At 34.5% G+C, this 13,289-nt stretch carries 14 protein-coding genes; all 14 read right to left on the bottom strand.

The genetic code is table 11. From position 1 onward, the window contains the following. Nucleotides 1–1,449, bottom strand: a 1,449-nt coding sequence (locus tag A9G42_RS11830; protein WP_143426160.1) for a DUF6531 domain-containing protein, incomplete at its 3' end; no start/stop codon positions are given. Nucleotides 1,450–1,466: 17 nt separating this feature from the next. Beyond that, on the bottom strand, nt 1,467–2,465 hold the full coding sequence (locus A9G42_RS11825; protein WP_065653073.1) for a hypothetical protein: 999 nt from the start codon (nt 2,463–2,465) through the stop codon (nt 1,467–1,469). Between the two features lie 9 nt (nt 2,466–2,474). Further along, nucleotides 2,475–3,194: a DUF4123 domain-containing protein gene (locus tag A9G42_RS11820; RefSeq protein ID WP_065581999.1), complete on the bottom strand. Its 720-nt coding sequence runs from the start codon at nt 3,192–3,194 to the stop codon at nt 2,475–2,477. Between the two features lie 351 nt (nt 3,195–3,545). Further along, complete coding sequence (locus A9G42_RS11815; protein WP_065581998.1) at nt 3,546–3,902, bottom strand: hypothetical protein; 357 nt, start codon at nt 3,900–3,902, stop codon at nt 3,546–3,548. Between the two features lie 87 nt (nt 3,903–3,989). Then, complete coding sequence (locus A9G42_RS11810) at nt 3,990–4,385, bottom strand: hypothetical protein (protein ID WP_065581997.1); 396 nt, start codon at nt 4,383–4,385, stop codon at nt 3,990–3,992. A gap of 112 nt (nt 4,386–4,497) precedes the next feature. Then, nucleotides 4,498–5,007 carry a hypothetical protein gene (locus A9G42_RS11805; RefSeq protein ID WP_065581996.1) on the bottom strand — a complete coding sequence of 170 codons (510 nt, stop codon included), beginning with the start codon at nt 5,005–5,007 and terminating at the stop codon, nt 4,498–4,500. A 103-nt stretch (nt 5,008–5,110) separates the two neighbouring features. Then, nucleotides 5,111–5,596 carry a hypothetical protein gene (locus A9G42_RS11800; RefSeq protein WP_065581995.1) on the bottom strand — a complete coding sequence of 162 codons (486 nt, stop codon included), beginning with the start codon at nt 5,594–5,596 and terminating at the stop codon, nt 5,111–5,113. Nucleotides 5,597–6,031: 435 nt separating this feature from the next. Next, nucleotides 6,032–6,226, bottom strand: coding sequence for a hypothetical protein (locus tag A9G42_RS11795; RefSeq protein WP_065581994.1), 195 nt, complete (start codon nt 6,224–6,226; stop codon nt 6,032–6,034). 35 nt (nt 6,227–6,261) lie between these two features. Continuing rightward, complete coding sequence (locus A9G42_RS11790) at nt 6,262–6,684, bottom strand: hypothetical protein (protein ID WP_081302138.1); 423 nt, start codon at nt 6,682–6,684, stop codon at nt 6,262–6,264. 114 nt (nt 6,685–6,798) lie between these two features. Continuing rightward, nucleotides 6,799–7,359, bottom strand: coding sequence for a hypothetical protein (locus A9G42_RS11785; protein ID WP_065581992.1), 561 nt, complete (start codon nt 7,357–7,359; stop codon nt 6,799–6,801). A gap of 192 nt (nt 7,360–7,551) precedes the next feature. Then, nucleotides 7,552–8,460, bottom strand: coding sequence for a lysine exporter LysO family protein (locus tag A9G42_RS11780; protein ID WP_065581991.1), 909 nt, complete (start codon nt 8,458–8,460; stop codon nt 7,552–7,554). A 142-nt stretch (nt 8,461–8,602) separates the two neighbouring features. Next, entirely contained in the window at nt 8,603–9,547 is a 945-nt protein-coding gene (locus A9G42_RS11775) for a VirK/YbjX family protein (RefSeq protein ID WP_065581990.1), read from the bottom strand. Nucleotides 9,548–9,772: 225 nt separating this feature from the next. Then, nucleotides 9,773–11,074, bottom strand: coding sequence for a phosphopyruvate hydratase (gene eno / locus A9G42_RS11770; RefSeq protein WP_065581989.1), 1,302 nt, complete (start codon nt 11,072–11,074; stop codon nt 9,773–9,775). 46 nt (nt 11,075–11,120) lie between these two features. After that, nucleotides 11,121–12,758, bottom strand: a complete 1,638-nt coding sequence (pyrG, locus tag A9G42_RS11765; RefSeq protein WP_065581988.1) for a glutamine hydrolyzing CTP synthase — start codon at nt 12,756–12,758, stop codon at nt 11,121–11,123. Nucleotides 12,759–13,289: the final 531 nt, after the last annotated feature.

Raw genomic sequence — 13,289 nt, 5'->3', positions numbered from 1 at the left:
ACCCTGAGTGAGGGTATAAATTTCCCCATGCAAGTAGTCATAATGAACACTATGCCCATCGGGATAAGTGATGGTATCTAACGCGCCAGTGATGGGGGAATAATCATAATAGGTAATATGACCTTCGCCATCAATTTCAGCTGTCAGTTGCCCTTTATCATTATATTCGTAGCTTTGTACATGACCCGCCGCAGATATTTTTTGGATTAATTTACCATGGGTATTATGCTTATAATAACTTTTACTGCCATCTTGGTGGATTATCGTGACACTGTTTTCTTCATCATTCCATTGATACTGACTATCCAATTGAGGAAAGTTCGCCCACTGCCGTAAACAGCGTGCCTGCTTACCTTCATTTTGCCATGCCCAATAAAAGGTTGCCCCACCCGCCATGACCCGTGATTGAATAACATGCTTATCATCATAAGTATAGTGCTCGGTCTCATTTGCGGCATTCGTCACCGCAACAAGTTGGTAAAGCGTGTTATAAGTGTACTTTGCTAGCACCGAAACACGCTGCCATTCTTGTGCGACTCGGGTGTGTAATTCAACTTGTTGGATTAAATTTATATTAGTATTCGGGGTGCTTGGGTTATTTTCATTAGTCGCTGCGTCTATTTCATTTTCATAAATAAAGACTAACTTGCGCGTCGGTTGCTCTGCGGGTGATAAAATGGCAGAAGGTAGCCGATTGGCGTTATAAATAACCTTAATGGCATTGTTATGCTTGTCTATAATGCGTTTCAAACAAGCTGTTGTCCCCTCTTTTGCACGTTTAAACACTAAAAAAGGTTGATTAGATTGAACAATGATAAACTCATTATCTTGTTCACCTTGGCACAACATGGCTTCTGATAAGCTATTTAATCTCTGTGTGTATTTTTCGGTTGGATAGGGAAAGCTAACTTGGCGATTTTCATGGTCTAACCATGTGATGCTATCGTTGTTAAATACCAAATGTTGACTTAAAAAGTGCGACCAGCCATAGCCCAATCCTTGCTGTAATTCAACAGCACTGGTACGATAAAAACGTTGCCAAATAAAAGGCACGATACCCGTTAAGTGACCATCTTCAACCGATAATAGCTCTTCGCCAGTTAATAACGATATGGGGTCACCATCATGAGGCGTCTGTTTATCAGAAGAAACCGCCTGCCCTTTGGCATTTTTACCGGCCTCTGGGGTGTCGGTGATATGTGACGATGCATTTTCTATTTTTGTCTGTGGATTCCCCCCCGATGAAGCAACGCTGCCATGTTCAGTTACACCCGTTGCATTGCTATGGGTTGTTGCCGTTTTGTGTGCATTAACATCCACGCCACCACTGTGAATTATTTCATGGTTATCTTTGACATGTTTTTTACATGCTTGCTTAGCGATGTCGGTTAACTCTTCTAGCGCTTCAATAAGCTCTTTAGTTGATGTGCTTGCTACCTTTTTTTTCATTATTATAATCCTTCTTATCAAGCAAAGTTCATTGCTATATCAAATCCTTTTTTTAGAACTGCGCCCGGTAAAATAATAGCAATAATCACTTCGGTTAATACTTGCCCTACAATTTTGGCACTAAAGTTAACTAATTGTTCGGGGGTTAACAATTTGAAAAGACACCAAGTTGCATTAAAAAAGATAAATAGCATGGCTTCATCTTTAAGCATCATTAGCATATCGCCTATTTCATCTTTATGTTCATCATACATTTGAATTAACTTTTCAGCGCCATCACCGATAAGTTGTTTCAGTTTTTTTGCATTTTCTAAAGGATGGCAAAATATATCAAATAATTTACACACTAAATTCCAAATGTCTTTTAACGTCGTCCAGATACCATCAGCAAACTCTTTACATGCCTCGACCCAATCTATTGATGCACCATTAGCAATATAAGCTTCCCATTCTTGCTTTTGCCGATTATTCCAGTTTTTTTCTAACCAATCTGCACATTGACTGATTAAACCATCATAAGAAGCATAGAGCTTGTCTAAATCTTTTTTTGTAAGATTGGGATAAAACATAATTTTATATTTTTGATTTGGCTTTAATTTTAAGACAGCTTTACCATTATCATCTAATTTACCTTCGCTGACGTAATTATCACTATCCCATATATAACCTGATTCCACCTCATATACCCGGTATTTGGTTTTCGGGATTGGAATGGTTTTACCTGCGGTTTGAAACGTATGTATGATAACCAGCTCGCCGCTTAATGGGCAGGTGGTCACCCCATCCATTCGTGCGCGACTTTGGACATTTTGAATAATTTCCATATCACCCACCTTAATTTGCTGATCCATATCAAAAAAGCGTCCGATAAATCTAGTATCGGTTAGTGATTTGTAGTCATTAAGGCAATTTTTAAAATCAGTAATAACCTCATTTATGACTTTATTGGCTTCTGCTTGTACATCGGGTGTGATAACAGGCTCTGATAAGGGGGGAGCAATGATGTCCTCTGTCATTTTGTTATCCTATGATTGAAGTTGTTGTAAAATGAAATTCCAAACGTCACTTTTACCCTGATTACATTGTAATAAACGTTTAACTTTTCTCTCTAAAATATCATGTCGATAGGCCCAATATATTTTCGGATAACTTTCTTGTAACGTTTGTAAGATATTCTCTAATAGCAGATCCTCTTTATCGGTTACCAATTTTTTTATTAATGATTCTGGCACCTGCCACCAAGGCGAAGTTTGCACCGCTTGCTCAACGGGTACATGCACTACATGTGATTGATGATTAATCCAGTAAAAAGCAAAAGCAGGCAGCACGTCTTGCCAGCTATCAGTAAAATAATCAAGCATGATTGACAAATATTCGCCATCCCAGTAGCGAAAAAATACCGTTTCACCATCGGGCATAATGGCCTGGGTTAAGCTCCGTAAATGGGCGCAGATGTCTGCAAAGGGTAAATGAGAGCGTGCCAGCCAGCCCCAGTCTTTGTGCTCAGTGTTATTAATCCAATCTAAAAAGGGGCTATGCTCATCAAGTCTCACTAGCATAGGCATAACAGAAAACCAGTGCTCGTAAGGAGTACCACTATAAAGACCATAGGGCGTTTGTGAGCCATCAGTGATATAGTAGTTTTTAACCGCTTGCGCATCACTGACGTTAGAAAGTACGGCATACAAAGGCATGGCAGAGGTAGCGGTAATCGTGCGCCATTGAGACAGTGGCATAGCTAGCATAATCTGCTCCTTGCATTGCGCAATAAAACCAACAAAGCTAAAAACCCGTTTAACTTATAAAAGACAAAAAAGGGATATTGAATAAAGCGATTGATGATTAAAGCAATACGACTAACAGCAAGCTCCATGATATTTACCTAAATTCCTTTAGAAAGTATTAAAAAACCGAAAAATAAAGGTATTTTTTAGCTAAGATAAGATTATTTTTTATTCTATGTAACCTTTTTTTAGTCTATTTTTGTTATTTTTTTAACAATAAACCTAGATTAGTTATGCTGAATACTTGTATTTTCAGCGCTTTGCCATGTTTAGTAAGGTGATTTAGGTAAATAATCGGTTTTATGTTATAGATTAATAATATTTGATTTCATACCTACCAATTACATCAAAAATATGATCATAAGTGCTAAGTATTATGCGTTGTTTACCTGCTTTATGAACTTCATCGACTAAATCAAAACTAGATTTTGAATATTTTTCGTAGGGATACTCATCTATTTCATAAATAGACAAACGGTCAATATCATTAAACATAAATGTCACTTTAACTTCAGGAACATTTAAAATCTCTGGTTTGCAACCTGCCAATGACAATGACGTATCAACAACCAAGGTAAATGGATAACATTCTAATTTAACCTCAGATAAAATTAATGCATTTCGTGTATAAATAATACCGTATTTTGTTTGTATTTCTTTTGTATTCATATCCCCTCTATTTTTAATTAAAAGGCAGCAGTCGAATATTTAAAGACCGCTATTAACCATTGCCATACAGATAACATCTTAAATATTTTAGCGTTTATAATAATATTGTCGATTATTGTTTAAAAGCTGAAGAAGTTGAAGAAGTTGAAGAAGTTGAAGCACTTCAACCTTGCCAACTAGCTTATAACCTTCATAAATATTCATTGTAAATCCTTTTTCGAGTAAAAAACTTGGTGCATCCTCTACTAAAAAATAGGCTTTTCCAAAGCCAACTCTTTGGTCGGGTTCTAATAGTTCGCAACGTTGCACATTTAACACTAATGACCAAGATGACATATCACCACTTTTACCTTTCATTGGCTGAGTAATTACATAATATTTTATATTTATTGGAATTGCCTTTTTTCCACCTTGTTGTATAGGCTTCCAGTCAATTTTAACATCAACACTTAAGCTGTCTATATTGTTACCCCTATTTAACATATGGATTAGTATCTAATTAATTTTTATAAATTTTATTTTTATCTTATCGTAAATAATAATATTATTAATATACTTACATCTTGTTTTAGCGCAGTAATTACCCTATCATCAATCACTTGCTTAGTCTAGCATCTGAGCGCGGTTCAATTTTTCTTATACCAAGCTTATTTATTTTTTCTAAAATTAAATCATAACAATATTGAATATCGCCGTCTTTTTCTAAATGAACGCCTTCTAAGTTGACTTTATAGGTGCCTTTGGGAATATTAGCCTTATTCCAACCAGTATATTCTTCCCATTCCCAAAAAGTTGCCATATCGGCAATATATAAATCGCCAGTGATATTAAGATAAAAATATTTATCACTGAATATTACACGCCTATCATCATTACTGGGCATTTCATTTAAAAACAATCGAACGATATAGCCACCATCATCAATCCCCATGATAGGTAAGGCAATACCTTCATCAAGCACAAAATCACCTTTATCTGTGGTTGTAAATTCTTGAAGAATGTTTTTTCCATTCTCTATTTTCCCGCCAAAAAGAGTCAGTATTCCTGGATAATCAAAAATAATTATCCCATTAAAATCAACGTCAATATGTATTGTTTTAACCATATCTGGCTCCCAAATTTTTATTCAATTATTTATTGTGTTATCGATTCAATTTTTGTATTTAAACTTTTTATAGAAAAGAAAATACGTTTATATTTATTCATGTTCAAAAAGGGATAGCTATTTTCTTTTGAAGTTTTTCTTCAAAAACGATTATTAACGCCTGAAAAATGTTTTCCCAATTTCTAATATATGCTAATGAATCAACTTCTATAGAAAAATCATGTAGTAATTTATTCGGCATTCCAGTAGATTTACCTTGTTTATATGATAAAAGGATCGTTTCATCTTTCACTTCATAGTATAAATAAAAATCAGATCCTTGTTCACAAAACCATATTGTTTCTTTTTTAGTGTGTGATAATTTGGCCGCATTTATTGAGTTAATAATGTCATCTAAACAGATCAAAAAATCAGAAAACAGATCTAAAGTAACGTTTAACCCATTTTTAAATGTGATATGTATCAATCCATTAATATATTGAGATAACTCAACAAGAGCAAATTCAAAAGAGGATAGCTCCATTTCATCCTGATCTAAAAATTCATCCAATTCAGGAGGTTTCTCGTTAATAACTAAACTAATATTCATATCTTAATTTTCCTATAAATAAATTGGCTACAGCAACAGCTTTATTTTTTGTGATAACATGCTTAATGTTATGTGTTTAATTTAACTATGTGCTTAATAAAAATGCGCACATAAAAATATACGCAATGTTATTCAATGAATTCTAATCAAAAAGGTGCTGATGCTATATTTGAAAATATCAATATCTGAGCAATTTATTTTACCAAATTGAAAATCAAAATAGTTCTAAAGATTTGTGCCATAATAAATAATATCAATTTGCTACACTGATAAAACTGGGGCTAATTGTTGCGTTGATAATTGGGGAATATAGCGATGTAAATAGCTAGGAATCAATTTAGGTATTTTCTGCAATTGTTGTGTCGCTCTTGTTAATTTATCTTCTCGTTTCTCTGTCTCGGTTCCCCAATAATTTGGTAACCATAAATGATTATATTAAATATCAAATAAAAGCGCATGGATAGGAGCATGTAAGGCTTGTCGAATGTAGTTTTGCTTTTCAAGCGTATAATCATTCCAATAATAAAAACCGGGCGAAGTGGGCAATATTTCCATTAAAAATGCTTTTAATTCAGATGAAAAAGTAATTTGATAATATTCTTCTGCATGTTTAATTTCCGTGGCAGTCATGCCTTTATCAAATGATATATTTTGATTGATACGTATTATCTAATTGATACCACGCCTACTTTACCTTCTTGAGATAAACCGATAACGATGCCATTTCCTTCAAGCTGTATCACATCATATATGTTATTAACATGCCAGCCTTTTTGTTTAGATAATGCCAGCCAATCATTAAGTTTCCAGTTAGCTACTTCGCCAAAATCGACTATTTTTTTTCTAACACCATGCAAATCAATATCTATCGCTATCACAATGTTATTTTCTGAATAAATAGTAACATTACCATATATATGACAATATATTTTTGATTTTTTATTTAGTTTTGTGGTAGGCAACTCTGGCTCTCCCATTATTTCATAAATAACTGAATCAGGCGCACCAATATGAAGCCCATGAATTCGTAATTTATTAATGACATGAATCAATTGTATTTGAAATAATGGTTTCCACTCTTTATTCATCATCAACAGCCTAAATTAATATTGTATTTTTCCTATTACAAGCAATATCACTAGACAAATACTTTATCATGACCTAAAAAATTCATAAAAAAATTACACTGCATGTTTTAAGATTTAATGGGTGTTATGTTGATTTATAAAATCAATGACAGGTTGCCAAATTTCTTGTTCTGGCGCTTGATAATCCCATAAAGGTGTGACTAAATCATCTAATATTTTCAGTTTAGTATTAAAATTTTGTGAATAAATTTGGCGTTGTTCTTGTGAAATAGCTAATAGTCTTTCAGAATATATATATTTGCGCTTTCGTCGAGGGTTTTCAATAAAATTAGCTAACCCCAATAATTCTGCTTGGTCTTTACATTCTGTATAGGAAATAGGATAGGTCTGTTCGACCTGTTCAATAGCTTCCGCAATTGCTGATAAATTGACAGCTTGCATTGCTGGCACAATATATTTTGCTATAGAAAAATTCCATAAAAGATTACACCAACCATCACTTTGCCAGTGGCAAATAGTATTAATGACAACAAAGGCATAAAAAGCATTTCGTTCCAGTTTTATGTGTAGTTCTGATTCACAAGGTACGCATTCACAAATCTTATCAAAAAATTCTATTATCTCTTCAGGATCGGATAGTTTTTTATTTTGCGTTAATGTATTAATCGTTATCATTTTGTCTCTTCACTCTATTTTGCTTCAAATTTTATTTGAAAAGCAGTATTAAAATTATACTATTTTAAGCAATTGAAAGGTTCACTCCTACACAAAATAGATAGAGGCCACAGATCCTTGGTCTATTGAGAATATTTTAAACTATCTTTTATAAAAACAGTTGGTTAATATTGTTTATTACATTTGATTTTTTTAAGAAATTCCATAATTAAATAGCGTCATAAATATTGGCATAATCAATGTTAATAAAAAGCCTTGAACAATTGCTGGAGGCACTATGGTTACCCCTGCTCCTTTTTGCAACATTGGTAATGTGAAATCCATTGAGGTGGCGCCACATAAACCAAGTACGGTAAATTTATAGCGTTTTATTAAAGTTGGAATTAATATGATAGCAGATAGTTCACGCAAAATGTCGTTTAGAAAAGTGGTACTACCAATAATTGGTCCATGAGCTTCAGTCATTAAGATGCCCGATAACGAATACCAGCCAAATCCTGATGACATTGCTAACCCAACATGTATTGGCTGGTCTAATATTAATGCAGCAATAATACCACCTAAAAATGCACTAATGACAACTATAACCGTTGTCACGATCCCCACTTTATTGAGCAAAATTTGTTTTAGTGAAATATTATTGCTACGTAGCTGAATTCCAATTAATAGCAATAAAAAAACGAGTACAACCTTGGTAATATCTTCGCTATATTGCCAAATAAAAAGTGGCAATAACCCCACAACAAAACCAAGAGCTAGCGCAATGCAAACACGTAATGACTCTAAGATCATTTTAAAGCGAGATTCATAAGTTTGAACTGTACTTGAAGCTTGCGAAGGAAAACACCGCTCAATCAATATCAAAAAGATAAAATTGCCACCAAATGTGCATAGAAAAATAATACCAGTATAAAATAGAATAATTTGTAAGTTAGCAGTAAGATTATCTAAGCGGGCAAGCTCGCTACCCATAATAAACAGAATAAAATAAACCATCCAGCTTAAGGTTTGGTTAATTTTGGTAATCCAATTCGGTTCATTTAATTTAATCAGATAGCCTATACATAAAGGCGCTAGCGCAATAAGAATACCAAAATACATTTTATATTCCTTAACAGTTTATTTTTGTATTTATACTATAAAAAATGGGTTTATTGGATTTTAACATCGCTTGTGTAAATTTAATACAAGCGATTTATTTGTATTCGTTTTAGAAGTAATTAAGTGCATTAAAATAACAAATTTATTTTAATGACGTTAATTGTTCTTCTATTTTGGTTTGAAGTTGATCTAACAGCGTATAACGGTTACGGTATTCTGAACGTTTTTTACTGGCGATTTCTTCAATTGATTTTCGATGAATTTGGTTGGGTAGTAAAAATAAACCTTGAGCATTTTGTTTGCCATCAATAGTTAACCAAAATTCATCATAATCAGACAAAATACGTTCCTGACGACTATTATAGCGCCAATTGTTGTATATGTGAGTTTTGTTCCCTACAGCAATAATTTGTGTTAAGTGATAATAACGTGCAACAATTAATGCCGCTTCGACGACAACGCGCTTAGGAAATAACCCATAACATGCTTTAGTTGCTTTTTGTACACGCGTGCGTGCATCAGGGTAGCCAGTACCTTGTAATCCTGCAATGAAAAGAGTGGGCTTGTTTTGATATTCAATAATGGAAAATGTTAATGTTGCTAAATCAATTCCATCACTATCATAAAAATAAAGGCTAATTTCACCTTCCCTCGCAAATTTGTTACGAGCTTGAACCGCAATTTGGATATTGGTTTCATTTTTAACCGACATATCTGCCAGTATAAAAGGTGATTGTGGGTTGTAAAATGCTTTAGTCAAGCTATCAGGCTGTTTTGCTAAAAAATCATAATGATAGACTAAGGCATCATACCGCGCTTTTTGACTTAGGCAAGATGCTAAATAAGGTCGTTGTAATTTACACGGTAAATTTGTTTGACATGAAAAGTAATAGCCAAGTAGCGGGTACTGCCTTAATTTATCAAGCCATTTTAGCGTTATTGGGCTTAAAAACAAGGTTCTTAAAAAAAACTTATAACGATAGGTCGAGCTAAGCCATAATTCATTTAGCGGTAGTTTACCAGTATAAAGCCAGTTAAAGAGTTGCCATTTACTTTTTGGCTGAGACATATTCGTAATATTATTCATAAGTAGAGCTTTAAATCGAGTTAGTTATTTTATCAATTATTAGGAGGCCATTGATCAATACATATTGATTTTTCAAAAGCCATAAACAATCAAACGGTAAGAGTACAACACAACCTTAGTTGGTGCAACTATTCCTACATTAAGCAGGATTAAATTATATGAAAATAAAAAACGGTGAACTAGTCACCGTTTTTATAAGTGATAATTTAGTTTATCAAAAACTAATTATTGACCCTTAACTTCTTTTAAACCGTTAAATGGTGCTTTTGAACCTAAAGCTTCTTCAATACGGATTAATTGGTTGTATTTAGCAACACGATCAGAACGGCTCATTGAACCAGTTTTGATTTGACCAGCAGCTAAACCAACAGCTAAATCAGCAATTGTTGAATCTTCGGTTTCACCACTACGGTGAGAAATAACCGCAGTATAACCAGCATCTTTAGCCATCTTAACTGCCGCGATAGATTCAGTTAATGTACCGATTTGGTTAACTTTAACTAAGATTGAGTTAGCGATACCTTTTTCAATACCTTGTTTGAAGATTTTAGTGTTAGTAACAAATAGATCGTCACCAACTAATTGGATTTTGTGACCTAATGCTTTAGTTTGGTATGCCCAACCATCCCAATCGCTTTCGTCTAAACCATCTTCAATTGATACGATTGGATATTGTTCAGTTAAGCTTTCTAAGTAGTGAGTGAATTCTTGAGATGTGAACTCTTTATTTCCTTCACCTTTTAATACGTATTTACCAGTTTCTTTGTTGTAGAATTCAGAAGCTGCACAGTCCATCGCTAAAGTAATATCTTTACCTAATACGTAACCAGCTTTTTCTACTGCTTCTTTAATGCAAGCTAAAGCTTCAGCATTTGAACCTAAGTTAGGCGCAAAACCACCTTCGTCACCAACAGCAGTATTCATGCCTTTAGCGTGAAGCACTTTAGCTAAGTTGTGGAATACTTCAGAACCCATACGGATTGCTTCACGTACTGTTTTAGCACCAACTGGTTGAATCATGAATTCTTGAAGGTCGATATTGTTATCTGCGTGCTCACCGCCATTGATGATGTTCATCATAGGTAATGGCATTGAGTATTGACCTGGAGTGCCATTAAGATCCGCAATGTGTTGATAAAGTGGAACACCTTTAGCTGCTGCTGCTGCTTTAGCTGTTGCTAAAGATACAGCAAGAATTGAGTTAGCACCTAAGTTAGATTTAAAATCGGTGCCATCTAAGTCAAGCATGATTTGGTCGATTACTGCTTGATCTAACGCATCTTTACCAACAACGGCTTTAGCAATTGGACCATTTACGTTTTCAACTGCTTTTAATACGCCTTTTCCTAAGAAACGAGATTTGTCACCATCGCGAAGTTCTAGCGCTTCACGAGAACCTGTTGATGCACCTGATGGAACAATTGCCAGACCAACAAAACCGCCCTCCAAATGAACTTCAGCTTCAACAGTTGGGTTACCACGAGAGTCGATGACTTCACGACCATGTACTTTAACGATTTTTGCCATGTTATTTTCCTCTATATGACAGATATTGATATATATTAATTCAAAACTATTTTTGTTGCTGCTCTTGATATGCTTTGGCAGCTTTTATAAAACTACTAAACAGTGGGTGCCCATCTCGTGGTGTTGAAGTAAATTCAGGGTGGAACTGACAAGCAACAAACCATGGATGATCTGGAATTTCAATGATTTCAACCAACTTCCTATCTGTTGAAAGACCAGTGACTTTTAACCCTGCCTTAACCACTTCTGGTAATAAATTATTGTTCACTTCGTAACGATGGCGGTGGCGCTCAGTAATTGACTCTTTCTTATACATATCAAATACTAATGAATTTGGTTCTAAATGACAAATTTGTGAGCCTAATCGCATCGTACCACCTAAATCACTATCTTCACTGCGTTGAACAACGTTACCTGATTTATCGCTCCATTCCGTGATTAAAGCAATGACTGGGTTTGAACAATCTTTAACAAACTCAGTTGAGTTAGCATCTTTAATACCAGCAACATTACGTGCATACTCAATCATAGCCACTTGTAAGCCAAGGCAAATACCTAAATATGGAATTTTGTTTTCACGCGCATAGCGAGCAGCCATAATTTTGCCTTCGACACCACGATAACCAAATCCTCCAGGGATTAAAATCGCATCTAACCCTTGAAGTAATTCTGCACCTCGAGATTCAAGATCTTCTGAGTCAATATAACGGATATGAACGGTTAAACGGTTTTTTAATCCCCCATGTTTTAAAGCTTCATTTAAAGATTTATAGGCATCTGGCAAAGCAATATATTTACCCACCATACCAATAGTGACTTCACCAACAGGGTTGGCTTCTTCATAAATGACTTGCTCCCACTCAGAAAGATCGGCTTCTTTACATTCAAGATTAAATCGTTTGCAAACAAAGGTATCCAAGTTTTGCGATTTTAATAATGCCGGAATTTTATAGATAGAATCGACATCTTTAAGCGAAATAACAGCGCGCTCAGGCACATTACAAAATAACGCTATTTTAGCGCGTTCGTGAGCAGGGATAATACGATCGGAACGACAAATTAATACATCGGGTTGAATACCAATTGACAATAATTCTTTTACTGAATGCTGTGTTGGTTTAGTTTTCACTTCACCTGCTGAAGCTAAATATGGCACTAACGTTAGGTGCATAAATAGGGTATGCTCACGACCAACATCAACCGCTAATTGACGGATCGCCTCTAAAAATGGCAGTGATTCAATGTCACCTACCGTACCGCCAATTTCGACAATCGCAACGTCAAATCCTTTTGCGCCATCAATCACTCGTGACTTAATTGCATTAGTGATATGTGGAATGACTTGCACCGTCGCACCTAAATAATCACCGCGACGCTCTTTACGTAACACATCAGAATAAATGCGTCCAGTCGTGAAGTTATTTTTTCGCGTCATTTTAGTGCGAATAAAGCGCTCATAATGCCCTAAATCAAGATCAGTTTCGGCACCGTCTTCAGTCACAAATACTTCACCATGCTGAATAGGACTCATTGTGCCTGGATCGACATTAATATAGGGATCAAGTTTGAGCATGGTGACTTTTAAATTGCGGGCTTCTAAAATTGCAGCTAATGATGCTGCGGCAATGCCTTTACCAAGTGAAGAAACGACACCGCCTGTAACAAAAATATAATTCGTGACCATTAATACCAGACCATTATTAATTTAATAGAATAATATCGCACTGATTTTAAACCTTAAAAACCAAAGCAATATACGATGAATCAGACGGGAAATTAGTATAACAGAATCTACTTTGTCTCACAATTGAATAATTAATTTTAACTGTTTCTTTAAGCGCGTTAGCAAAATTTATTTTTTAAAGGAACAACTTTTTATTAATACATTGAGAATTTATTATACCTATATTAATCGAGTTATTCTTTTTAGTGGCATTTTATACATTCATCAGCAATTTTTAACCATTTTAATGTTCGCAAAAACCCTTTGTTTGAATAACACAGTCTATTAAGGAATTTATCTTATTGAAAAAAATAAAATTTTTAAACATTTTTATTCAATTCATGTTTTATTCACTTGAAATTTTTAGACAATAATTCAATTGCTAAATTATTAGCATCTACATTCGACATTAAACTATTTGCTTTTGTGCTGTATAGAAAAATGCCAATTAACTTATTTTTTGTCTAAATGCCCTAAATTTATTAACAACAT

Origin of the sequence: Gilliamella sp. Nev6-6, from assembly GCF_001690605.1 — a bacterium.
Taxonomy (GTDB): domain Bacteria; phylum Pseudomonadota; class Gammaproteobacteria; order Enterobacterales; family Orbaceae; genus Gilliamella; species Gilliamella apicola_C.
Note: the sequence above shows the minus strand (reverse complement) of the source record. Positions and strands in the feature narration are given on the sequence as shown.

Coding starts and splice junctions, on each gene's coding strand:
- A9G42_RS11780 (WP_065581991.1), bottom strand. CDS start 8,460: ATGTATTTTGGTATTCTTATTGCGCTAGCGCCTTTATGTATAGGCTAT.
- A9G42_RS11775 (WP_065581990.1), bottom strand. CDS start 9,547: ATGAATAATATTACGAATATGTCTCAGCCAAAAAGTAAATGGCAACTC.
- A9G42_RS11815 (WP_065581998.1), bottom strand. CDS start 3,902: ATGAATACAAAAGAAATACAAACAAAATACGGTATTATTTATACACGA.
- pyrG (WP_065581988.1), bottom strand. CDS start 12,758: ATGGTCACGAATTATATTTTTGTTACAGGCGGTGTCGTTTCTTCACTT.
- A9G42_RS11805 (WP_065581996.1), bottom strand. CDS start 5,007: ATGGTTAAAACAATACATATTGACGTTGATTTTAATGGGATAATTATT.
- A9G42_RS11810 (WP_065581997.1), bottom strand. CDS start 4,385: ATGTTAAATAGGGGTAACAATATAGACAGCTTAAGTGTTGATGTTAAA.
- A9G42_RS11785 (WP_065581992.1), bottom strand. CDS start 7,359: ATGATAACGATTAATACATTAACGCAAAATAAAAAACTATCCGATCCT.
- A9G42_RS11825 (WP_065653073.1), bottom strand. CDS start 2,465: ATGACAGAGGACATCATTGCTCCCCCCTTATCAGAGCCTGTTATCACA.
- A9G42_RS11820 (WP_065581999.1), bottom strand. CDS start 3,194: ATGCTAGCTATGCCACTGTCTCAATGGCGCACGATTACCGCTACCTCT.
- A9G42_RS11800 (WP_065581995.1), bottom strand. CDS start 5,596: ATGAATATTAGTTTAGTTATTAACGAGAAACCTCCTGAATTGGATGAA.
- A9G42_RS11795 (WP_065581994.1), bottom strand. CDS start 6,226: ATGACTGCCACGGAAATTAAACATGCAGAAGAATATTATCAAATTACT.
- A9G42_RS11790 (WP_081302138.1), bottom strand. CDS start 6,684: ATGAATAAAGAGTGGAAACCATTATTTCAAATACAATTGATTCATGTC.
- eno (WP_065581989.1), bottom strand. CDS start 11,074: ATGGCAAAAATCGTTAAAGTACATGGTCGTGAAGTCATCGACTCTCGT.